This is a genomic window from Actinomadura sp. NBRC 104425, from assembly GCF_030269545.1.
GTDB classification, from domain to species: domain Bacteria; phylum Actinomycetota; class Actinomycetes; order Streptosporangiales; family Streptosporangiaceae; genus Spirillospora; species Spirillospora keratinilytica.
Genome location: NZ_BSTN01000007.1, coordinates 282,362 through 304,376 on the forward strand (window position 1 = coordinate 282,362; position 22,015 = coordinate 304,376).

The 22,015-nt window shown below is 71.8% G+C and carries 20 protein-coding genes; 19 read left to right on the forward strand and 1 reads right to left on the reverse strand.

Annotation, left to right across the window (positions count from 1 at the left end; all coding sequences use genetic code 11):
• Window positions 1-429: 429 nt before the first annotated feature.
• From QSK22_RS14195 to QSK22_RS14265, 15 genes are read left to right on the forward strand one after another with little or no spacing between them, the layout of a single operon-like run.
• Window positions 430-1,497, forward strand: coding sequence for an amino acid--tRNA ligase-related protein (locus tag QSK22_RS14195; RefSeq protein WP_285494594.1), 1,068 nt, complete (start codon window positions 430-432; stop codon window positions 1,495-1,497).
• Window positions 1,498-1,541: 44 nt separating this feature from the next.
• Window positions 1,542-2,393, forward strand: a complete 852-nt coding sequence (locus tag QSK22_RS14200) for a class I SAM-dependent methyltransferase (protein ID WP_285494595.1) — start codon at window positions 1,542-1,544, stop codon at window positions 2,391-2,393.
• Window positions 2,390-3,163 carry a class I SAM-dependent DNA methyltransferase gene (locus QSK22_RS14205; RefSeq protein WP_285494596.1) on the forward strand — a complete coding sequence of 258 codons (774 nt, stop codon included), beginning with the start codon at window positions 2,390-2,392 and terminating at the stop codon, window positions 3,161-3,163. The genes QSK22_RS14200 and QSK22_RS14205 overlap by 4 nt, the downstream gene beginning before the upstream one ends.
• Entirely contained in the window at window positions 3,163-4,188 is a 1,026-nt protein-coding gene (locus tag QSK22_RS14210) for a S66 peptidase family protein (protein ID WP_285494597.1), read from the forward strand. The genes QSK22_RS14205 and QSK22_RS14210 overlap by 1 nt, the downstream gene beginning before the upstream one ends.
• Window positions 4,172-4,630, forward strand: coding sequence for a hypothetical protein (locus QSK22_RS14215; RefSeq protein ID WP_285494599.1), 459 nt, complete (start codon window positions 4,172-4,174; stop codon window positions 4,628-4,630). Before QSK22_RS14210 ends, QSK22_RS14215 begins: the two co-directional genes overlap by 17 nt.
• Entirely contained in the window at window positions 4,627-5,862 is a 1,236-nt protein-coding gene (locus QSK22_RS14220; RefSeq protein ID WP_285494600.1) for a hypothetical protein, read from the forward strand. The genes QSK22_RS14215 and QSK22_RS14220 overlap by 4 nt, the downstream gene beginning before the upstream one ends.
• A 32-nt stretch (window positions 5,863-5,894) precedes the next feature.
• Complete coding sequence (locus QSK22_RS14225; protein WP_285494601.1) at window positions 5,895-6,812, forward strand: phytanoyl-CoA dioxygenase family protein; 918 nt, start codon at window positions 5,895-5,897, stop codon at window positions 6,810-6,812.
• Window positions 6,809-8,863 (forward strand): aminotransferase class III-fold pyridoxal phosphate-dependent enzyme, encoded by a 2,055-nt coding sequence (locus QSK22_RS14230; RefSeq protein WP_285494602.1) that lies wholly within the window; start codon window positions 6,809-6,811, stop codon window positions 8,861-8,863. Before QSK22_RS14225 ends, QSK22_RS14230 begins: the two co-directional genes overlap by 4 nt.
• 19 nt (window positions 8,864-8,882) lie before the next feature.
• On the forward strand, window positions 8,883-9,689 hold the full coding sequence (locus QSK22_RS14235; RefSeq protein ID WP_285494603.1) for an FkbM family methyltransferase: 807 nt from the start codon (window positions 8,883-8,885) through the stop codon (window positions 9,687-9,689).
• An 11-nt stretch (window positions 9,690-9,700) separates the two neighbouring features.
• The gene (locus tag QSK22_RS14240; RefSeq protein WP_285494604.1) at window positions 9,701-10,438 is read left to right on the forward strand and encodes a radical SAM/SPASM domain-containing protein; all 738 of its coding nucleotides are present in this window, start codon (window positions 9,701-9,703) and stop codon (window positions 10,436-10,438) included.
• Complete coding sequence (locus QSK22_RS14245; RefSeq protein WP_285494605.1) at window positions 10,435-11,205, forward strand: PIG-L deacetylase family protein; 771 nt, start codon at window positions 10,435-10,437, stop codon at window positions 11,203-11,205. The genes QSK22_RS14240 and QSK22_RS14245 overlap by 4 nt, the downstream gene beginning before the upstream one ends.
• On the forward strand, window positions 11,202-11,999 hold the full coding sequence (locus QSK22_RS14250; protein ID WP_285494606.1) for a glycosyltransferase: 798 nt from the start codon (window positions 11,202-11,204) through the stop codon (window positions 11,997-11,999). Before QSK22_RS14245 ends, QSK22_RS14250 begins: the two co-directional genes overlap by 4 nt.
• Before the next feature lie 56 nt (window positions 12,000-12,055).
• Window positions 12,056-13,621 carry a class I tRNA ligase family protein gene (locus QSK22_RS14255; protein WP_285494607.1) on the forward strand — a complete coding sequence of 522 codons (1,566 nt, stop codon included), beginning with the start codon at window positions 12,056-12,058 and terminating at the stop codon, window positions 13,619-13,621.
• Window positions 13,618-14,691: a Gfo/Idh/MocA family protein gene (locus QSK22_RS14260; protein WP_285494608.1), complete on the forward strand. Its 1,074-nt coding sequence runs from the start codon at window positions 13,618-13,620 to the stop codon at window positions 14,689-14,691. Before QSK22_RS14255 ends, QSK22_RS14260 begins: the two co-directional genes overlap by 4 nt.
• Window positions 14,688-15,716: an NAD(P)-dependent oxidoreductase gene (locus tag QSK22_RS14265; protein WP_285494609.1), complete on the forward strand. Its 1,029-nt coding sequence runs from the start codon at window positions 14,688-14,690 to the stop codon at window positions 15,714-15,716. Before QSK22_RS14260 ends, QSK22_RS14265 begins: the two co-directional genes overlap by 4 nt.
• Window positions 15,717-15,719: 3 nt before the next feature.
• Here QSK22_RS14265 and QSK22_RS14270 read toward each other — a convergent pair whose 3' ends face one another.
• Entirely contained in the window at window positions 15,720-16,697 is a 978-nt protein-coding gene (locus tag QSK22_RS14270) for an NAD-dependent epimerase/dehydratase family protein (protein ID WP_285494610.1), read from the reverse strand.
• Window positions 16,698-17,224: 527 nt separating this feature from the next.
• On the opposite strand from QSK22_RS14270, the gene QSK22_RS14275 reads away from it, so the two are divergent.
• The 4 genes from QSK22_RS14275 (at window position 17,225) to QSK22_RS14290 (ending at window position 21,980) form a co-directional block, all read left to right on the forward strand.
• Window positions 17,225-18,031, forward strand: coding sequence for a phosphotransferase family protein (locus tag QSK22_RS14275; protein WP_285494611.1), 807 nt, complete (start codon window positions 17,225-17,227; stop codon window positions 18,029-18,031).
• A gap of 463 nt (window positions 18,032-18,494) precedes the next feature.
• Window positions 18,495-19,124 carry an SAM-dependent methyltransferase gene (locus QSK22_RS14280; RefSeq protein ID WP_285494612.1) on the forward strand — a complete coding sequence of 210 codons (630 nt, stop codon included), beginning with the start codon at window positions 18,495-18,497 and terminating at the stop codon, window positions 19,122-19,124.
• Entirely contained in the window at window positions 19,121-19,945 is an 825-nt protein-coding gene (locus tag QSK22_RS14285; RefSeq protein WP_285494613.1) for a phosphotransferase family protein, read from the forward strand. The genes QSK22_RS14280 and QSK22_RS14285 overlap by 4 nt, the downstream gene beginning before the upstream one ends.
• Window positions 19,946-19,982: 37 nt before the next feature.
• Window positions 19,983-21,980: a type IV secretory system conjugative DNA transfer family protein gene (locus QSK22_RS14290; protein ID WP_285494614.1), complete on the forward strand. Its 1,998-nt coding sequence runs from the start codon at window positions 19,983-19,985 to the stop codon at window positions 21,978-21,980.
• Window positions 21,981-22,015 lie beyond the last annotated feature (35 nt).

The following is a 22,015-nucleotide window of genomic DNA, read 5'->3' on the forward strand; positions in this document are numbered from 1 at the left end:
GTTCGGCGTCTCGTCCGTTAGGTCTTGCCGCTCGTACGTTTACGAGCGGCTTCCTCAAATGGTCGGTGCGGGAGTTCGAGCTTGATGTTTCCCGGTTCAGGATGGGGTGCACGCGCTTATGTGGCGTCCTCTCTCTTCCAGTCGGTGACGTGACCGTCCAATGGTGCCGATGAACACGCACAGCGAGCCGGGGGCTTCCTGCCGGACGGTCTCGGGGTAAACGGCCGAACCGTATCCCGGGTCCGCCGGATAGCCGGACCCCTCTCGTTTCAAACTGCACATGTGCCGCTGCGCGCGACGGTGCGCGCTGCCCGGCGAGCGCGGGCGATCAGAAATACCACCCTGGGGAAGGGGCATCAATTGCTGGGTCCGTACGAGGCACTGGACGACGGTCGAATTCGCTTTCGCGGAAACCGTGTCAGCGAACCCGTGGAGGACGTCAGGAAACTGGAGGTTCCGGTCGCCGAATTCCAGCGGCGGGTGCAGGACCTGGCTGACGGCGAGACCTTCGCGAGCATCGCCAGGATCAACCACCGCATCTTCTCGACGGTGCATTCGTACTTCTCCGGCCGGGGTGCGCTGTTCACCCTCCTGCCGCTGGTCACCCGCATGATCTCCTCGCCTGGGGCGGTGCACGGGAAGGAGGCGATCAGCTACACGACGGACACCTGTCCGATCACCCTGTCGTGGTTCGACCTGTCGAATCCCGCGTTCTTGTCGGAGTCGTCCCAAATCTATCTGGAACTGGCGCTCGCACAGCCGGGAGTGGACGAGGTGTACAGCGTGTACAACTCCTTCCGGCTGGAGGAGAGCGATTTCTCGCACCTCTCGGAGTTCCACCACGTCGAGTTCGAGGGCCGGATCTCCCAGCAGGACAACCTGGACTGCGCGATCGGTCTCGTCGCGCGTATCGTCGGCGACCTGCTCGAGTACGAGGAGGAGGCGCTCGCGCACTTCCTGCCCGCGGACAGGATGGCCGAGCTGGCGGCGCTGACCTCCCCCTCGGCGTACACGCACCTGACCTTCCGCGAGGCTCTGGACCTGCTCCTGGAGGACACCGGAGAGGACCGGTTCCGCCGCTTCACCATGGAGGGCACGTTCGGCAGCTGGGAGGAGATCCGGCTGACGTGGATCTGCGGCGGTCCGGTGACGGTCAGCCGGTTCCCGCTGCTGGAGGTGCCCTTCTACCACGCCGAGGTGCCCGGCTCCGATCCGAAGGTCGCCCACAACACCGATCTGATCTGGCCCGGCTACCGCGAGGTGGTCGGCAGCGGCGAGCGGATCGGCGGGCGGGACGAGCTGGCGGCCAAGGCGGAGATCTTCCAGCTTCCGCCCGACGACTACGCGCCGTACCTGCAGACGCGGGACCTGGACGGCTGGCGCCGCAGCTCGGGTTTCGGCCTGGGCTGGGAGCGCCTGCTCCAAGGCCTGCTGGAAATGCCGGCGATCTGGGACGTCTGCCACTTCCCGCGCACGCACCTGACGCTCAAGCCCTGACCCGTCGTCAGCTTCCCCCTCACCACACAGGAGGACCCGGATTCATGGTGTTGATCTCTGATGAGAAGTTCGAGGAGTTCTTCCAGCCCTACGCCCAGAACGTGGAGGGCTTCTACGAGGCGTCGTACTGGCGGCTGTGCGACGAGGTGATCCGGGAGCTGATCCGGCGCCATCTCGGCGTGCGGCCCGGCGACCACGTCATGGATGCCGGCGGCGGCACCGGACGCTGGGCCCGCTGGCTGGTGCGCGAGCTCGGCACCCGCGTGACCATCGCCGACCGATCGGCGGCGATGCTGGACAAGGCCGCGCGCGATCTGGGCGAGGAGGCGAACAAGGACGTCGCCGACCGGATCGAACTACTGCACTGCGACATCGAGGACGCTCCAAAGCTGCCCGACGACGCCTTCGACGGCGTGGTCAGCATCTACAACATGCTGAGCTTCAACACCGACCCCGGCCGGGCGTTCGCCACCATGCACCGGGCGCTGAAGAGCGGCAAGCACGGCCTGATCATGGGGCAGGGGTACGCCAACGCCCTCGCCTCGAAGTTCAACCGGGACCACGCCTCCCCTGAGGAGATCCGCAAGCTGGCCGAGACGGCGATCGTGCAGTGGGCGTCGCACGTCCCGGCGCTGCGGGTGTTCTCCGCCGCCGACCTGACCCGGCTGGCGACCGAGGCGGGCTTCGAGGTGCGCGGCGTCTTCGGGGTCACCACCCTGCTGACCCCCGGGCCGGAGGACTTCACCTACCCGTACGAAACGATGAGCGAGATCTCCAAGGCACTGGACGATCCGGCCGTCTTCGAGGTCGCCCTGGAGCAGGAGCTCGCCGTCAACGGCCTGCCCGGATGGGCCGACCGCGGGGTGAACCTGATGGTCCACGTCTACAAGCCATGACGGCGACGACGGCCGCGGAGGCGGCGCAGCCGTACGAGCACCTGGCGCAGGTCTACGACCGGTGGACGGCGGAGAACGACTACGACTCCTGGTGCGACTTCCTCGAGGAGCAGTGGCGCGCCGACCCGGTGCCGGTGCGTGAGGTGCTGGAGGTGTGCTGCGGGACGGGGACGGTCCTCAAGCGCCTGGTCGACCGGGGCTACTCCGTCACCGGCTTGGACCGTTCTAGTCGGATGCTGGACCAGGCCAGGAGGAAACTGGGCGCCGAGCCCGCCCTGATCCGGGCCGAGCTTCCCGACCTGCCCGCCGAGGGACCGTTCGACGCGGTGCTGTGCCTGTTCGACAGCGTCAACTACCTGCTGGACGAGGCCCAGGTGGGGGAGACGATGCGGGCGGTGCACCGGGTGCTGCGGCCGGGCGGCACCTTCGTCTTCGACGTCAACTCCCGGTACAAGCTGGGCGAGGTGTTCGGGTCGTCGCACTACGGCGACGACCTCGGGGATTTCGCGTACGTCTGGCGGAACAGGTTCGACCCGGACACGTTCCGCTGCGACTTCCTGATCACCTTGTTCGTGCGCTCCGCCGACGGGACCTACACCCGGTTCGAGGAGCACCACACCCAGCGGGCATACGAGCGGGAGCAGCTGCGGTCGCTCGCGCGGGACGCGGGTTTCATCGGCGTGGAGGTCCACGACGACTACCGGCGGCGGCCGGTGGGTCCACGGACCCTGCGGGAGACCTGGGTCCTCACCAAGGCCGTGGAGGCATGATGGCCGGGCGGGTTCTGGCGCGCACGGAACTCGCCCGGCCGCCGCGCCTGCGGCCGGGCGACGTCATCGGGCTGGTCAGCCCATCCGCTCCGGGGGCTCCGGTCGCACCGCGACGGTTCGCCCGGGCGGCCGACGCCCTGCGGGACATGGGGTTCGAGGTCAGGGAAGGCTCCCGGACCTGGGGCACCGGCCACAGCGCGGGCACGGCCCGGGAGCGCGCCGACGAGCTCAACGAGTTCCTCCGCGACCCCCGGGTGCGGGCGGTCGTGGCGACGATCGGGGGACACACCTGCAACGCGGTGCTGCCCCTGCTCGACTACGACGCGCTGCGCGCCGACCCGAAGATCATCGTCGGGTACAGCGACATCACGGCGCTGCTGCTGGCCTGCGTCACCAAGGCCGGGGTCGTGGCGTTCCACGGCCCGACGCTGCTGGCCGAGTTCGGCGAGTTCCCCGCCCCGCTCCCCTACACCCGGAACGGCTTCCTGGACGTCCTGTGCCGGGCGGAGCCGCCGGGGCCGTTGCGGCAGCCGCCCGAATGGACCGACGAGTTCCTGCTCTGGGACTCGCGGGACACGCGGCCGCGGACGCTCGCTCCCAGCCGCCCGTGGTCGTGGCCGGTCGAGGGCAGGGCGGCCGGACCGCTCCTCGGCGGCAATCTCGACACCCTGTCCGTGCTGGGCGGCACGGGCTACCTTCCCGACTTCCGCGGTGCGGTCCTGCTGTGGGAGACCGTCCAGACGTCCCTGAGCAGGATCGACCAGCTACTGACCCATCTGGAGGCGCTGGGCGTCATGGACGATCTGGCAGGGATGATCGTCGGACACGCGTTCCGGGCCGACCCCGGGTTCGAGGAGGAGCTGCGGGGCCACGTCGCCGAGCGCTACGCCTCCCGGGGCTTCCCCGTGGTGGCGGGCGTGCTGGCCGGCCACTGCGACCCGATGCCGACTCTGCCGCTGGGCTGCGTGGTCGCGCTCGACTCCGCGCGAGGATCGATCGAGGTGGTCGATGCCGCTGTTCGATGACGAGGTCTGCGCGGGCGCCGCGGCGGCGCTGGCCGAGGCCGGTTTCACTCGGCTGCTGGCCGTCCCCGCCGTGCCCGCGGGCACCCCGCGCGGGTTCCGCTATCCGCTGCGGACGAAGACATCGGGCGGCGGCGAGTGGTTCCTGCGTTCGTGGGGGACCGACTTCGAGATCGTGAGCCGCTCCTGGCTGCGGCGCGGCATGCGGGCGTCGTTCTCGCTCGGCTGGGCCGTCCTGCCGGAGGGGCAGACCGATCGGCTCCTCCTGCTCGAAGCGTTCGAGCCGGACACCGCGGCGGCGGACGAGCGCGGGCGGCGGGTGCTGGAGACGCTGGCGCCCTACGTCTGCCGGTCCGCCGTGGCCCGGAGCGCGCAGTGGGGGTACGCGGCGTTGCGCGTGGCGGCGCTGCTGCGGTCCGGTGAGGCGGCGGAGGGATCGCGTTGATCAGCGATGGCTACCTGCGCGTTCTGGAGGACGCGCAGCTCGTGCTGCCCGGGTCGTACGGCCGGGGCATTCCCGTGTGGCAGGACGCCGGGTTGCGGCTGGCGCGCCGCCTGGTGTCGGCGTTCGAGTCGCTCCTCGCGCAGTGGTGGACCCCCCGGATCGTCGAACACCCCTTCCTCATGCCCGCCGCCAGGTACAAGAGCGTGTTCGGCGAATACACCAACGTCTTCGAGGTGCTGGTCCCCGAGGCGGGAGGGACGTGCGTGCTCGCCCCCGACAACATGGCGGCCAGCGTCGGATGGCTGCGCGAGCACGGCGGCGAGGGGCCGCTCGTGGCGGTCGGGGGACTGCTGCGCGAGCTGGCGGGCGGGGCCCAGCCGCTGTTCCGGGATCGTCACATCTGGCCCGCCGTCCAGGTGACGCAGCTGGTCCCGCGCGACCGGGCCCTGGAGGAGCTGGAACGCCACCGTTCGGCGATCACACGGTTGCACGAGCTGCTCTGCCTTCCGGTGGTGACCGTGCGCACGCCCGGTCTCGCCTCCTACGGCAGGACCACCTACCTCACCGTCAGCTGCCTGCCCGACGGGCGGCCCACGGTCACCGCGACGCTCTACGTCATGTCCGAGCGGTACCGCGACCGGCTCGGCGTCGGCGCCGAGGTGATCGACGTCGGGTTCACCGGCAAGCTGCTGGCCCTCGTCGCCATGCACCACCGCGACGGCTCCGGGCTGGCCCTGCCCTCGGTGCTCGCCGACACGCAGGTCGGCGTGCTGGTCGACAACGACGACGGACGGGTCGAGCGGTGGCGGGCGCGGCAGGCGGAGGAGGGCGTGCGCGTCCGCGCGGTGGCCTGCGGCCCCGAGCACGGCGCCCGGCGGCGTGCGGAGCGGCGGCTGCGGCGGCACGGCGTACCGCTCGTCCTCGGCGTCCGGGACGAGGGGTTGCGCATCGCCCGCCGCTACCCCCTGCAGCGGGCGGACCTTCCCGGGTTTCCGGAACCGGCGGCGTTGCGCGGCGAGCTGGCCGCCCACGACGAGCGTCTGCGCCGGTCGGCGGCCCGCCGCTGCACCGCCGGGCTCAGGCAGGGGGGAGTGCTGGCGGCGCGCTGCGACGGATGCGCGGCGGCCGACGGCGAGCGCGTCTTCGGGTGGGTCGTCCCGGCGGCGCGCACACCCTGCGACGGATGCGGCGCGCCGGGAGGCGAGGTCCTGCTCGGGGAGCGTTTCTACTGACGGTCACGGTTTGACGGAACGAGGGTGCGAACATGAAAGCGCTGCGCGATTCCAGTGATGTGCGCGACGACACCGGCGAACTGGTCCGGCGGCTCCGGGAGGACGGCTACGTCTACCTGCCCGGGACGCTGGACCCGGCGAAGGTCGAGGCGGTCGCCGCCGACCTGCGCGCCGCCATGTACCGGGTCGGCTGGCTGGACGATCCCGGCACCACCCGGGTGAAGTCCCGCGACCGCCGCTTCACCCACGAGTCCATGGCCCGGGAGTACGCCGCGCTGCAGAGCGTCGAGTCCTTCCACCGGCTCGCGCACGACCCGATCCTGATGGACCTGACCTCCGAGCTGCTCGGCGGCCGCGTCTTCAGCCATCCGGCGCATGTGTGCAGGATCTCCTTCCCCGTGGACGGACCCGCGGACTTCCTGACCCGTCCCCACCAGGACTTCGTGGTCCTGCACGTGGCCACCGACGTGCTGACGGTCTGGTTCCCGTTCACGCCCTGCTCGGCCGAGCACCAGGGATTGTGCGTGCTGACGGGCTCGCACCGGGAGGGCTTCCTGCTGCCCGATCCGGACATGGGCGGCAGGCGTCCGCTGTACGTGCGGGTGGATCCCGACGATCCGCGGTGGGCCACGGCCGAGTACCGGCTCGGCGACATCGTGATCTTTCACAGCCTCACGGTGCATGGGTCGAGACCCAACCGCAGCGACCGGGTCCGCGTGTCGGCCGATGTGCGGTACCAGCTCCCGACCGATCCGATCCGCCCGGAGTTCCTGCACCCGCACGGCTGGCCGAGCACGCCCGACTGGCCGGAGCTGACGCACGGGTGGTCGTCTCTGGAGTGGATCTCCACGCCGGAGGTTCCGCGGATACCGCCACCGCCGGACATGGAGTACCTGGAGATACTGCGGTCGCTGAATCCGCCGCCGTCGCGGCTGCTGTCGGCGTCGTGAACGCGCGCGCTCACGACGGCATCCGGGCCGGCTGCGTCGACATCACCACGACCTCCACCCTGCGGCCGACGCTGATCCGGACGTACCGCTCGTTCTTCCGGCACGTCCGCCACTCCGGGTGCTTCCGCGTTCTGGTGACCGCCGACCCGGCGTATCCGGTCAGCGAGGACGAGGCCGAGGAGGTGCGCGCCTTCCTGCGGGACCTGCCCCGGCTCGACGACCGCGTCTGCTCCGTCGTGGTCGAGGAGTTCCCCCGGCACGTGGGCCTCCAGGGTGCGCTGTCGGTGCTGTTCGCGCACAAGCGCGCGCCGGTCGGCGTCCATCTGGAGGACGACTGGGAGTTCTTCCGCGACGTCGACCTCGACGCGCTGATCGAGGACCTGGTCGAGCAGGAGAGCACGCAGATCAGCTTCGCCAGCGACCACGTCGCCCGGGGCGGGACGTTCGACCGGGAGGGCGAGGTGGAGACCGTCCTCGGCACCAGGGTCCCGCTGCGCCGCCTCACCGCGGCGAGTTGGGCGGCGTACCATCTGCCGCTCGGTCCTCACGTCCACCAGACCGGCCGCTGGGTCCCGACCGTCGCCAAGGCCCTGGCGCTGTCCGACCCGATCCGTTGCCCGGACGAACGCATCCGCGAGCATGTCATCGCCGAATCCTCCAGGGTCCACCACAACGCGCTGTGGACGGAGGAGATCGTGGTGCGGGACATCGGCCGGACGTGGCTTCGCAAGCGGGGCGCGCACAAGGTCCTGGTCCCGCAGCGGAACTCTCTCGGCGTCGACGCCCTCGGCCTGCCCCGGGACGGAGCCGTCCCGTCGCTGACCCGGTCGGCCGCGTACCTGGCCGACGAGACACGGCTGCTCCCCGGGCAGCCCGCCGCGGATCCGCCCGCCGCCCCAGAGGACGACCCGCGGCCCCGGTTCCTGGAACGGGCCGAGGGAGCCGTCGTCTGGGACGTGGACGGATTCCCCTACATCGACCTGCTGTGCGGCGACGGCGGGGTGATCCTCGGGCACGACCACCCCGCCGTCACCCGCACCATCCGCGAGCGGACGGTCAAGGGGCTGGCTCTCGCACCGGCGTCCCCGGCCCGGGTCGTCGCCGCGGAGCTCATCGCCAAGGCCATCGCGGGGGCCGACAGCGTGCGCTTCGTCCCGACGGCGGTCGAGGCGGTCCGCGTGGCCGCCGAGGTGGCCCGCCGGTTCACCGGCCGCCCGCGGGTGGTGGCGGCGGGCCCGGTGGCCTGGCCGTCCGGCGGCCGTCTCACCCCGCCCGCCGCACACGGCGGCGCTGGACACGACGGCGCCGGACACGACGGCGCCGCGGTCGACGAGGTCGTCGCGCTGGGCGGGGTCGCGGACGAGGAGCAGCTGATCGACCTGGTCACGGCGCAGGGGGCCGGGCTCGCCGCCGTGCTTGTGGCCGCGCCGCTCCACCGCCCCCTCTCGGCGGGGTTCCTGCGCGGCCTCCAGCGGGCGTGCGCGCGCCGGGGCACGTTGTTCGCGCTCGATGAAGGGCTCACGGCCTTTCGGCTGCCCGGCGGGCTTGCCGCCGCGCACGAGGTCGTCCCCGACCTGGTCTGCCTCTCCCACGGGCTGGCCTCGGGCCTGTCCGCGGCGGCCGTGGCCGGGCGGGCGGACGTCATGCGCGAGGCGCCGCCGGACGACGGCTGCGGCCGGTCCGGCAACGTCCTGGTGTACGAGGTGATGAAGGCGTGCCTGCGCGAGTACGCCCAGCCCGGGCACTACGAACGGCTCGCCGAGACCGGGCGGCGGCTGCGCGCGGCCCTCGACGGCGTCGCCGTCCGCAGGGGGCTGGACAAGGTGGTCCACGGCCACGACCAGATGCCGTACCTGCGGTTCACCGGGAACGCCGCCGTCGACCAGAGGATCGTCGGTGAGATGGCCCGGCGGGGAGTGCTGATGCGCATCGGACCCAACTTCGTGAGCCGGGCGCATGACCGGCAGGTCGTTGACGTGGTGGCCGACGCGCTCGCGCGATCTCTGGACCGGGTGCTGGACGTGGAGGGCGGTGGGCGTGTCGCCCGATGATCGAGTGAGAGGAGTGCCCGTGCCGGACCGGTACCTGCGCCCGGCCGCCGACGCCGTCATCGAGCCGGACGAGATCGCGGATCTGTGCGCGCGGCTGCGCGCTCCCGGCTGTCCGCCCCAGGGGACCGTCCGGCTCGGCCCCTGGGAGCTGGAGTACCGCCACCCGCGCGCGTTCGCGTCGACCGTGGAGCTGCTGTTCCGGGACCGCGTCTACGATGTCGACGGCCTCGCGCCGCCCGGAGTGATCATCGACGGCGGTTCGTGGCTCGGGCTCAGCGCGCTGCACTGGCGTCGGCTGTTCCCCGGTGCGCGGATCCTGGCCTTCGAACCCGACCCGGAGCTGTTCGCGGTGCTCACCCGGAACCTGGCGCGCAACGGCGCGTCGGACGTGCGGGCGCACAACGTCGCCCTCGCCGGGCGGGAGGGCGAACTGGAGTTCCTCGCCACCGGCACCGACGCGGGGAGCCTGCGGGTGCGGTCCGCGCCGGGCCGCATCACGACGGTGCCCGCCGAGACGCTGAGCGGCCATGTCCGCGAACCGGTGTCGCTGCTCAAGCTCAACATCGAGGGCTCCGAATGGGAGGTCGTCGACGAGCTGGGCGACCGGCTCGCCCTGGTGGACCAGGTGCTCATCGAGTACCACGGATTCAACGAGCTCCCGCAGACGCTGCACCGCATCCTCGGCCGCCTGGACGAGCACGGGTTCACCTACATCGTCAGCCACTTCAACGAACGCAACCGCGCGTGTGTGCCGCCGCTGCGGCTCACCACCGGCTTCCGCTACTTCCTGCTGATCTACGCGCGCCGACTCGGCGGCACCGGATGAGGTGATCGCGGATGGGACTCTTCGCCGACCATCAGCCCATGTACGTCGAGGTCGAGACGACCACGTACTGCAACCGGCGGTGCGACTACTGCCCGAACAGCGTGTTCGACCGCGGGTTGCGGCAGAACGAGGTGCGGATGCCCGAGGACCTCTTCTACAAGATCGTGAGCGATCTCGGCCGCAACCACTTCTGCAACCAGTTCAGCCCGCACAACTACGGCGAGCCCCTGGCCGACGAGCGCATGCCGTACCTGCTGGAGATGGCCCGGCACGAGATGCCCAAGGCCAGGATCGCGCTCTACACCAACGGGGACTACCTGACGCCCGAGCTGTTCGAACGGCTGCTGCCCTCCGTCGACGCCTTCGTGATCACCCAGCACGGCGAGAAGATGCCGCCCGGGGTCAAGGCGATCTTCGACGAGCACGGGGGCGCGCACCCGAAGATCCGGTACAAGACCGCGCAGTCGATCAAACTGAACGCCTCCAACCGCGGCGGCCTCATCCCGATCAAGGTCAACCGCCGCAAGGCGTGCGGCGTGGTGATGAACGAGCTGCACATCAACGCCCACGGCCAGCTCATCCTGTGCTGCGAGGACTACCTGGCCCGCAAGACCTTCGGGAACATCCGGGACATGACGATCGAGGAGGCCTGGTCCTCCGAGGAGCGCATGCGGGTCCACCGCGCCAACGTCCGCGGCGAGTTCCAACTGGACCAGTGCGCCACCTGTGGCTACGGCCGGATGACATGATCGACCGGAACGCGCCGGGCCGCGTGGTGGCGCTGTCGCCGCACTTCGACGACGCGCTGCTGTCCGTCGGCGGGCTGCTGGCGGCGGCGGACGTCCCGGTGACCGTCGTCACCGTCCACGGCGGCGCGCCGCCCGGCGGCGCCGCCTCCGAGTGGGACCGGCTGTGCGGATTCGCCACCGGCGCCGAGGCCGCCCGGGCCAGGGCACTGGAGGACCGCCGCGCCTGCGGCGTGATCGGCGCCGAGCCGGTGCACCTGGCGTACCCGGACGGGATCTACGGCGCGCCGCCGTCCCTGGACGCGCTGACCGAGGCGATCGAAGCGCTGGTCACCGAGGACGCGCTGGTGCTCGTCCCGGCCGCGGTGTGCCGCCACGCCGACCATCACCGCGTCAGGGACGCCGCCCTCGCCGCCCTGGCGCGGCTGGACGCGGACGTCTGGCTGTACGCCGACCAGCCGTACGCGGGCCGGTCGCGGCACTGGGGCGGGCCGGGCGCCGAGACACTGGCCGACGACGTCTGGCGGGACCGGATGGCGCCGGCTGTGACGCGGTACGGGCTGGCGGAGGCGCGCACCGTCCGGCTCACGGCGCGGGACTGGGCGGTCAAGCACCGCGCGGTCCTGGCGTACGCCTCGCAGCTGGTGCCGCTGGCGACGTATGCGGGCCACTTCCTGGCCTTCGAGGGGCCGTTGAGTACAGAACTCGTCTGGCGGGTGGGGCTGCCGGGGGCGGCGGGTCGCGCCCGGGAGGAGGCGAAGGCAAGGTGACGATCTTCTTCTACTGGTCCGGCCAGGACTTCGACTTCGGCAACTACCTGGCGGTCGCGTCCGCAGCGCGGCACGCGTCCGGGATGCCGGTCGTCGTGGTGGTGGACGACCCCCCGGTGGACAACCCGCACTTCGACAACGTGCGGCGGTTGCCCGCAGTCGCGGTGGAGCCGCTGGATCCGGCCGCGCTGCTGCCGCCGGTGCTGCGCGACCTGTACGGCCGGATGCGCTTCGTGGCGCACCGGTCGGACCTCGTGCGGCTCGCGCTCCTCGCCGAGCACGGCGGTATCTACCTCGACACCGACACGTTGACGTGCGCCGATCTGGGTGACACGCCGGAGGTGCTGCTGCTGGACGACGGAAAGATCGTCCATCTCGGCTGCCTGGCGCTGCCCGCCGGGCACCCCGTCCTGACCGCCACGCTGAAGGCTCTGGAGAACTTCTCCGACGCCGATCTGGACGTCTACCAGAGCCTCATCTACATCTGGACGCGCATCGTGCGCGAGCAGTCACCGCCCGTGGAATTCGGGGAGCTGGAAGCCTACTTCCCGATACACTGGCGGGATTGGGAGCTGGCGTTCACCCGGCGTCTTGCGGCGGACCGCATCCGCGTCCTGCACCACTACGGCTACTACAGCCGGCGGTACACGCGGGTGATGGACGAGGAGTGGATCCTCCGCAACGACTGCCTGTTCAGCGACCTCGCCCGGCCGCTGCTGCGCGACCTGCACCGCATGGGATGGCCGGTCGGCGCCGCGGTCGCCGCTCCGCGGGGGCCTGAGCGGGACGGATAGACTGGCGTCCGGGCGCGTCGGCGGACAAGCGAACCGCGAACAACGATGAGGGCGATGTGAGCAACGGCAGCTTCATCTCTACCACGATTCCATACGTCAACGCGCGGCCTCATCTCGGGCATGCGCTGGAGTATGTCCAGGCGGATTGCTTCGCGCGTTTCCAGCGCCTCCGGGGAGAAGATGTCTTCTTCCTGACGGGCTCCGACGAGAACAGCCTGAAAAACGTCATCGCCGCGGAGGCCGAAGGCATTTCCACCCGCGAGCTGGTGGACCGCAACGTCGTCTACTTCGAGCAGCTCACCGAGCAGCTGGGGATGAGCCAGGACGACTTCATCCGGACCAGCGTCGACCGGCGGCACATCGAGGGGGCCTCCCGCGTCTGGGAGCTGATCGCCGCCAACGGCGACATCTACAAAAAGAGCTACGAAGGGCTCTACTGCGTCGGCTGCGAGCAGTTCTACACGGTTGCGGAACTGGTGGACGGAAAGTGCCCTGAGCACCTGGTGGAACCGGAGCTGGTGAGCGAGGAGAATTACTTCTTCCGGCTCTCCCGGTACCAGAACCGGCTGCTGGACGCGCTCAAGTCCGGCGCGCTGCGGATCGTCCCGGCGAGCCGTTACAACGAGGTGGTCAGCTTCGTGGAGTCGGGGCTGGAGGACATCAGCGTCTCCCGGTCCACCGAGCGCGCCCGCGGCTGGGGCATCCCGGTGCCCGGCGACCCCAGCCAGGTGATCTACGTCTGGATCGACGCGCTCACCAACTACATCACCGCCCTGGGCTGGGTTGATGGCGACGAGAAGTACCGGCGCTACTGGGAGAACGCCGAGTCCCGCGTCCACGTCCTCGGCAAGGGCGTCACGCGGTTCCACGCGGTCTACTGGCCGGCGATGCTCATGTCGGCGGGGCTGCCGCTGCCCACCAAGACGGTCGTCCACGGTTACGTCACGGCCAACGGGCGCAAGCTCAGCAAGTCGCTGGGCAACGTCGTCGACCCCGTGGCGATGGTCGACAAGTACGGCCTGGACGCGGTGCGCTACGCCCTGCTCGCCGACATTTCACCGTTCGAGGACGGCGACTTCAACGAGGAACGGCTCGTCCAGCGCTACACCACCGACCTCGCCAACGGCCTGGGCAACCTGGTCAGCCGGGTGGCCAGCATGATCGGGCGGTACCGGAAGGGGACGATCCCGCAGGCCGGGGGCGAGCGCACCGACCTGGACGAGCAGCTCGCCAGGCAGGCGGCCGCGAGCGCCGAGGGCGTGGTGGCGGCGATGAACGGCTACGACCACCGCGAGGCGCTGGCCCATGTCGGCGACCTGATCCGCGCGTCCAACGCCTACGTCGACAGCAACGCGCCGTGGCACCTGGCCAAGGCGGCGAAGGCGGGCGACGAGGCGGCCGACGCCCGCATGGACACCGTCTTCCTGCACCTCACCGGTGCCATCCGCCAGGTGGGCCTGCTGCTGCTGCCGTTCCTGCCCGCGTCGGCGGAGAAGATCCTGGCGACGATCGGCGAGGAGAGCCGCCGCCTGGGCGACCCCGGGGACTGGCTGGCGGGCCTGCCGGGCCGCACAATGGTGAAGCCCGAACCGATCTTCCCCAGGATGGACGTGCTGGATTGAGCAACGAGCCCGAGTCCGACGAGCAGGCATTCGAGCACAGGCGCACCGCCGTGGCCCTCGTCGGCTGCGGCACCGCGGGCGGCGCCCACGCGATCACCGTGTCCCGCCATGCGACCGCGGATCTGGTCGCCTGCACCGACATCGACGGTGCCAAGGCGCGCGAGCTGGCGGCCGGGCACGGGGCGCGGGCGGTGGACACCCTGGACGAGCTGGTCGCCGTCGGCCCGCGGGTCGTCATCGTCGCGGCCGGGCCCGCCGAGCAGCCCGGCATCGTGCGGCGGCTCGTCGAACTGGGGTTCCGCGGCGGTGTCCTGTGCGAGAAGCCGCTGGCGCTGTCGCTGGCCGAGGCGCGGGAGACGGTGCGGTACGCCACCGGCCACGGGGTCACGCTCGCCGTCAACCACCAGCGCCGGTTCGGTGCGCCGTTCGTCCGGGCGCTGGAGCTGCTGCGCGGCGGCCGTGTCGGGGACCCGGTGCGCATCGAGGCGTTCGGCCCCAAGGGCACCCTGCTGGACTGGGGGCCGCACTGGATCGACTTCGCCCGGATGGTCGTGGACGACGACCCGGTGACATGGGTGGACGGGCTGGCCGACTTCAGCGAGCCGCAGGCGCACGCCGGGCTGCGGCTCGAAGGGCACGCCCTGATCACCTGGGAGCACGCGGGCGGGGTCCGGGGCGTCCTGGAGACCCGAGGCACGCCGCTCGGGCAGCCGCTGCTGCGGATTTGGGGCACCGCCGGCGCCATCGAGATCGGCTGCGTGGCGCCTGACGGGGAGGGCGGCTGGCGTCCCGGCCCCGGGCTGCGCGTGGTCGACGGCTCCGTGGAGACCGACGCCGACATCGAGAGCCCGCTCGCCGCGACGCAGTGGCTGCGTTCCCTGGACGAGCTGATCCGCGCGTTGGACGAGGGCAGGCAGCCCGCGCACGACGCGGCCCGCGCGACGGCGGCGCTGGAGATCTGCCTGGCGGGCTACCGGGCCGCCCTCGGCGGCGGCCGTCAGCGCCTTCCCCTCGACCCGGCGTACACGCTGCGCGAGGGCGTGGCGGCCGGAGGGCCGGTCGCCGGGTGACAGACGAGCGCATCCTCCTGGTCTCGGACGACTTCGGCCGCCAGGTGAGCATCACCGCACCGGCGTCGGCCCGGCTCGAAACCCTGGGCCGGGTCGTGCATCTGCCCGACACCGCCGGCGAGCAGGCGGTCTTGGACGCGCTGCGCGACAGCACCGCGCTGGTGGTGGCCGGATGGGCGACCCGACTGCCCCGGCTGACGGCCGCGCGTCTCGCCGAACTCCCCCGGCTGACCTTCGTCGGCTGCGGGCAGGACAACCGGTGGCGGTTCCTCGACCCGGCCGAGGCGGTGGAGCGCGGCATCACGCTGGTCGACTCGTCGGGGTCGATGGGCTGGACGGTGGCCGAGTTCGGGCTCGGCCTCATCCTGTCCTGCCTGCGCCGGATCCCGGCGCACCATGCGGCCGTGGCCGCCGGGGGCTGGTACGACGGCTGGACCGACGATGACGGCATCGACCGCGACCTGCGCGGCAGCCGGGTCGGCATCGTCGGCATGGGGGAGATCGGGCGGGCGCTCGTGGCGATGCTGCGCCCCTTCGGCTGCCGGGTCGACGTCTGGTCGTCCTATCTCGACGACGCGCGGGCGGCGGATCTCGGCGTGCGGGTGCGGCCCGTGCGTGAGCTGGCCGGCGCGGCGGACGTGCTGGTCGTCGCGACGCAGCCGCGGCGCGACACCGCCGGCATCGTGGACCGCGCCGCGGTGGCGGCACTGCGCCCCGGGACGGTGGTGATCCTGCTGGGCCGTGCGTCGACCGTCGACTTCGAGGCGCTGGTCGAGCGAGTCGTCGCGGGGGACGTCACGCTCGGCATCGACGTGTGGGATACCGAGCCCGCCGAGGCCGGCCATCCGCTGCGAGGCCTGCCCAACGTGGTTCACACCCCCCATGTCGCGGGCCGACTGCGGGCGGCGAACCAGCGGATGTTCAGCGAGATCGTCGACGACCTGGAACGGTTGCGGTCGGGGAGCACACCGCGGTGGGCCGTCTCCCCGGAACGCGCCCGGCACGTCACCGCCACGCGGCGGTGACGGTCAGCCGCGCTGCGCGCGCCAGCGGTCGAGCACGGCCCGCTCGGTGGCGGGGTCGAGTCCCGCTCGGCGTTCGCGCTCCGGGCCCAGCGAGCGTTCCCAGTCCAGGCAGGCGCGGACGGTTTCGGCAAGTGGGCGGCAGCTGAGCCCCGCCTGTGCCGCGGGCCGCGGGTCCCGGCTCAGCAGACCCGCCTCCTCGGGGCGGCGCACCCACAGCGGCAGGGAGCACGGCCCGGACCACGGGGCCACACCCGCGGCCAGCAGGAAGTCCTGCGGAACCCACACAACGTCGCAACGGGCGCCCAGGGCCGCGACCATGCCGTCCAGCATGGCCCCGAAGCCGACCGGTGTCCCGACGGCGTCGAACACTCCGGACCGCCGCTGCTCGGCGCACCGCACGAGCCATTCCGCCAGGTCCGCGACGTCGATCCACTGGACGAGGTCGCCCGGCTCACCCGGCGCCAGCACGGTCCCCCCGCGCGCGATCCGCGCCGGCCAGTAGCCGAACCGGTCGGAGCGGTCCTCCCGGCCGACGATCAGACCCGGCCGGACGATGAGGGCGCGCGGCCCGAACAGCCGCGCCACCGCCTCCTCCGCCGCCCGCTTGGCCTGCGGGAACGGCCCGGTCTCGGCCGGCTCGACCAGCTCGGCGTCCGTTGTGGCGCCGGGCGTGGAGCGGTCGCGGTACACCAGGCAGGACGAAACGAACGTCCAGTGCCCCACGCGGTCGCGCATCCGTTCGGCGAGCAGCCGCACATGCCGGGCCGGACGGCGCGCGACATCGATCACCGCGTCGAACGTCCCGTCCGGCGGCGGGCCCGGGTCCGGGAGGGTCCAGTCGGCCCGCACGTGGGTCGCGCCGGGCGGCGGAGGGCCGGACGCGCCGCGGGTCAGGCACACCACCCGGTGGCCGCGGGCGATCGCGGTCTCGGCCACCGCGCGGGACAGGAAGGCCGTTCCGCCGGTGACCAATACCCGCATGCCGCTCGCCGTTCTCCGAGTCCCGCCTTTGGCGGGATGCCACGCTCGACACCCCTTGCCGTCCGCCGGAGCGGATACTAACCGCCGCCGCCCGCCGGGCGGAACGATCGCTCCGGCGGGATGCGCGCCGGGCGGAGCCCCCGGCCAACGGCGTGACCGGTCCACGCATGCCGAGCACACCTCTCCGGCGGGGCGGGCGGTGGCGGACGGCGCGTCGCCGGGCGGCGGCAGGGTTGTCCGCCGCCCGGCCGAAGATTATGATCACGCGGCGAACCTGGCGACGCCGGGAACATCAGGCCGATGTCCGTCGCCGCGAGGCTGCCGTCTCGTCGGCCCTGGGGGGACACGGCGTCGGTACGAGTGGGGTTGGGGGCCGATTGGGTGAGCCGACCCCGGCGGGCCTGCCCGTTTCGGCGCGCCGGATGGGATGGACGGCTTTGCCGCCCGAGGTCCGTTGCGCCATCGAAGACCGGCTCGGTTCGCCCGTCGTCGCGTCCAGCACCCGGCGCGGCGGTTTCTCTCCCGGCGTGGCGGCCGTTGTGACGTGCGCCGATGGGGAGCGGTACTTCGTCAAGGCGGTGCATCCCGATCTCAATCCCGTGTCTCCGGTGATGTACCGGGACGAGGCCAGGTGTGCCGCCGCGTTGCCGGGCCGGGTGCCCGCGCCGCGGCTTCGCCATGTCCACGACGACGGCTGGGTTGCGCTCGTCTTCGAGGCGGTCGACGGCGCTCCGCCCGAGGTGCCCTGGCGGGCGGTGGACGTGCGGCGGCTGCTGGGCACCGTCGAGCTGCTGACCGCCGCGCCGGTGGGCGGTGATCTGGCCGCCCTCCCGCCGGTTCCGGACCGGCTGGACGAGAGCTTCCGGGCCTACCGGCGGCTGGCCGACGGCAACGGCCTGGACGCCCTGTCGGACTGGGAGCGCCGCCACCTGGACCGGCTGGCCGCGGCCGCCGAGGACGCCCTGGAGTTCACGGCGGGCGACTTTCTGGTGCATCTCGATCTGCGCGCCGACAACATCATCTCGTCCCGGGACGGCGACTACATCGTCGACTGGTCCTGGGCGTCGGCCGGGGCCCCCTGGATCGACAAGGTGTGCCTTCTGGTGAACGTGGCGACCTACGGCGGCGACCCCGAGCCGTTCCTCGCCGACGACCGGGTCCTGGCCGCGGTGCCGCCGGACCATGTGACCGCCTTCCTCGCCGGGCTCAGCGGCATGTGGGCCGAGGCCGTCGCGCAGCCGCCGCCGCCCGGAATCCCCAATCTGCGCGCCTTCCAGGATCTCCAGGCCACCGCGGTGCGCGCGTGGATTCGTGCCCGGACGGGCTGGGACTGATGGCCGGGGCTCGACCGGTGCCGCCGCGATCTCGGTGCAGATGTGCAGAGGATGTGAATGGGCACGGGAGGCCGCCAGTGAGGGAAATCCTCGTCCGCGTGGACGGCCACCTGCCCGACTCCCTTTCCCGGCCGCCGGTCGTCCGCACGGCGACCGGAACCGCCCGTGAGGTCGGACGGATACACCCGCGGCCGCCGCCGGGTCTTCGACGGCCTCCGCTGCGCCGTCCCCGGCTCTGGGCGGGGCCGCGGCGCCGGAGCCCGCTGCCGGACCGAGCGGTGCGCCGTGCGGAACGTCGACGCGGCGCGCGGATCGGTGGTCCGCCGGGTTCCGCCGGCGCGGTTCGGCCCGGAGAAACACGACATCGTCCCGCCGCAGCCGAAAGCACCGGGCCTGGACGGCGGCGGCCGGGACGACGACCGGCCCCGCCGCCGGCTCGGCCGGAGCGAGGAGAGGTGCCGCCGTGACAGACCGACAAGTGCGCGCCGAGGAGCGGCGAACGGCCGAACCGCCGCCGACGAGTTTCAGCGAGGAGTACTTCGACCGCCGGTACGCCCGCGATCCCGACCCGTGGGGCCTGGCGCGCCGGTGGTACGAACGCCGCAAGTACGCGATCACCCTGGCGTCGCTGCCGCGGGAGCGCTACCGCGCCTGCTTCGAGCCCGGCTGCTCGATAGGGGAGCTGACCCGGCTGCTCGCGCCGCGCTGCGACCGGCTGCTCGCCGTCGACTTCGCCGAGGACGCGGTGCGGCAGGCCCGCGCGGCGGTGCGCGACTTCGACCATGTCGAGGTGCGGCGGTCTACGCTGCCCGCGCAGCTGCCGAACGGTCCGTTCGACCTGGTCGTCGTCAGCGAGATCCTCTACTACCTGTCCCGGGACGACCTCGATCTGATGCTGGACGGGCTCGTCGACCGGCTGGAGGCCGGCGGCGATCTCGTGGCCGTGCACTGGTGCGGCAACGGCCCCCCGCGCCGCTACAACGGGCACGACGTGCACCCGGTGATCGAGGCGCGCGAGGAGCTGGAACGGCTCGTGCACCACTCGGACGAGCAGTTCGTGCTGGACGTCTTCCGCCGGAAGGGGACGGCGTGACGCAGGTGCAGAGCTCGCCTCCGGGCGCGCGGCACCGGCCCTGGGCCGAGCTGCCCCGTGAGACCCGCGAGGCGGTGGAGGCGCATGTCGGGCCCGTCACCGAGGTGGAGCGCATCGAGATCGGGGAACGGTCCGAGATCGCGTCCGTGCTGGAGACGCCGGACGGCAGGATCTTCGCCAAGGGCGTGCCCGCCGACGCCCGGGACGCGCCGTGGCTCGACAACGAGGCCAGGATCAACCCGTACGTGGCGGGCCTCGCCCCGCGGCTGCTGTGCAGGGTGCTGGCCGGCGGGTGGCTCGTCCTCGGGTTCGAGCACGTGGCGGGACGGTACGTGGACTACTCCCCGGGCTCGGCGGACCTGGTCAAGGTCGCGGCGGTGCTGACGGCGCTCCAGGGGCTGCGCTGCCCGGACGTGGTGTCCAGGCGGGTCGAGCGCCGGTGGGCGGGGCTCGCCGTCCGCCCGCCCGCGGTGTCCGGCGACATGCTGGTCCACACCGACCTCAACCCCGGCAACGTCCTGGTCACCGAAGACCGCGCCTACCTGCTGGACTGGGCGGCGGCCTGCCGGGGGGCCGCGTGGACTGAACCCGCCATGCTCGTTCCCCGTCTCATCGCACATGGACATAGCCCCGGGGACGCGGAGGCGTGGGCGGCGCGGTTCGAATCCTGGCGCCGCGTTACGGCAGAGGCGCTGGGAACGATGGCGGCCGCCGAGGCCGACAAGTGGGAGGCGACAGCATCCCAATGGCCGTATCCAGAAATAGTCCGCACGGCCGCCGCGGCACGCCGGTGGCGGGACTGGCGTCTGACTCACCGCTGATCCGCGGCGCCCGGCCGGCCGAGAAAGGTACCGCTTCATGGCTCTGAGCAAGGATCGCCCGCCCGGCGGCGGGGTGTCGCTGAAGAAGAAGCTGGGAACGTCGGGCCTGCGGAAGAAGAAGGGCGGACCCCCGCAGGTCAGGGAAGCACACGGCCCCCTCTGGTCGAACGAGGAGATCATCGTCGTCGGCGTGGGGGTCGTGCTGGCGGCCGTCTGGGTCCTGGGGTTCCTCGCCTGGGCCGCCGGCGGGTTGGTCGCGCTCGTCACCAACGGCACCTGGCCCGGCGTGTCCGCCACGCGGTCGTTCCAGCTGCTCATCTCCCTGGTCGGCCACTGGGACGAACGGAGCCTCGCCTGGCCGGCCGAGGACCGGTCCGTGCTGGGACCGGACTGGATGTTCTGGTCGCTGTACGCCGTCATGGTCGCGGTGACGGGCACCGTGGGGACGCTCGTGATCGGCTGGCTCCGCCGCACCTTGGCCGAACGGCGGCGTGCGTGGCGTGTCAAGGTCCGCCAGTCGCAGCGGGACAACTCGGCCATCTGGGCCCGGGCCGAGGATGTCGAGGCGTTGCGGGTGGAGGACCGCCTGTCGCTGTCCGGGCGCGTCTACCTGGGCGAGATGGTCAACGACCGGTCGACCAAGCTGGCGACGCCGAAGTACACCTCGATCGCGGTCATCGCGCCGACGGGCTCGTCCAAGACCGTCAAGTATGTGGTGCCGACCATCCTGACCTGGCCCGACGCCGTGTTCGTCACGTCCACCAAGAACGACATCGCCGACCTGACGCTGGGCTGGCGCGGCGAACGGCTCGGCCGACCGGTGTACGTGTTCGACCCCGCCGGCGAGTGGCCGGAGCACCAGCAGAAGTACCTGGCCGCCTGGTCGCCGCTGATGGAGATCGAGAACTTCGCCGACGCCGACAAGGTCTCCCAGTGGCTGTCGGAGGCGGCCATGGCGAACGCCAGCATGGACCCCAAGGTGACCTACTGGGTCAACCTCACCCAGATCGCCCTGGGGCCGATGCTGTGGATCGCCAGGAAGATGAACAAAAACATGCAGGATGTCGCCAACTGGACCGGCTACATGCGCTTCGACGAGATCGAGGCGCTCTTCGACGAGTACGAGGCCCAGATCGGTGACGACCCCGAGGCCAAGACCGACCTCGCGCTGGCCCGGCGCGGGCTGGCGGCCACCGCCAAGCGCGACAAGTACACCCTTCCCGGCATCCTGGCCAACGCCGACGTCATCCTGAGGCCCTTCACCTCCCCGCAGATGGCGCCGACGACCGACATCAGGTTCGACGAGAACGGGCGGCCCTACAGCCCCTACGGCCGCAGGGTGCTGAACATCTCCGACGTCCTGGACAACGGCGGGACCCTCTACGCCATCAGCGACGAGGAGGAGCAGGAGATGCTCCGCCCCGCCTTCCAGTGCATCGCGCAGTGCTTCCTGCGGGCCTGCCGCAAGAAGCAGCGCAGGCTGGGCGCCGGTCCGCTGCCCAACCCGCCGCTGCTCCTGCTGGAGGAGGCCGCCAACGTCGCCCCGCTGCCGACCCTCGACAAGATGGCCGCGACCTACCGCGGCTACGGCATCGTGATCATGTCGATCTGGCAGGACGAGGCGCAGGTCGCCACGCTCTACGACTCCCGGGCCACCACGGTGCTGGGTAACCACACGACCCGGGTGTACCTGCCGGGCTCCTCGGACGACACGACGCTGGACCGCCTCTCCCGGCTCATCGGCGACCAGGCGGTGTCCCAGCGCAGGCTCGGCTACTCGCACCACGGCGGCCGCAACAACGTCATGGTGCATGAGGGAACCGAGGACGTCCGGCTGGCCCCGATCGACTATCTGCGCACCATGCCGAAGGACGAGGCGGTCATCCTGTCCGGCAACCTGCCCCCGATGAAGGTCGCGGCCACGCCGTGGTTCAAGGATGACGAGATGCGTGCCCGCATCGGGCCGGAGATGTGCGAGAAGTACGACCGCGCCTTCGGCGGTGGCGGCGGCCAGAACACGAAGGTGAAGGCCTGACGCCATCCGGCGCGTCCGTCCACGGGCCGCCGGGC

Coding starts and splice junctions, on each gene's coding strand:
- QSK22_RS14215 (WP_285494599.1), top strand. CDS start 4,172: ATGCCGCTGTTCGATGACGAGGTCTGCGCGGGCGCCGCGGCGGCGCTG.
- QSK22_RS14205 (WP_285494596.1), top strand. CDS start 2,390: ATGACGGCGACGACGGCCGCGGAGGCGGCGCAGCCGTACGAGCACCTG.
- QSK22_RS14245 (WP_285494605.1), top strand. CDS start 10,435: ATGATCGACCGGAACGCGCCGGGCCGCGTGGTGGCGCTGTCGCCGCAC.
- QSK22_RS14290 (WP_285494614.1), top strand. CDS start 19,983: ATGGCTCTGAGCAAGGATCGCCCGCCCGGCGGCGGGGTGTCGCTGAAG.
- QSK22_RS14210 (WP_285494597.1), top strand. CDS start 3,163: ATGGCCGGGCGGGTTCTGGCGCGCACGGAACTCGCCCGGCCGCCGCGC.
- QSK22_RS14200 (WP_285494595.1), top strand. CDS start 1,542: ATGGTGTTGATCTCTGATGAGAAGTTCGAGGAGTTCTTCCAGCCCTAC.
- QSK22_RS14270 (WP_285494610.1), bottom strand. CDS start 16,697: ATGCGGGTATTGGTCACCGGCGGAACGGCCTTCCTGTCCCGCGCGGTG.
- QSK22_RS14240 (WP_285494604.1), top strand. CDS start 9,701: ATGGGACTCTTCGCCGACCATCAGCCCATGTACGTCGAGGTCGAGACG.
- QSK22_RS14225 (WP_285494601.1), top strand. CDS start 5,895: ATGAAAGCGCTGCGCGATTCCAGTGATGTGCGCGACGACACCGGCGAA.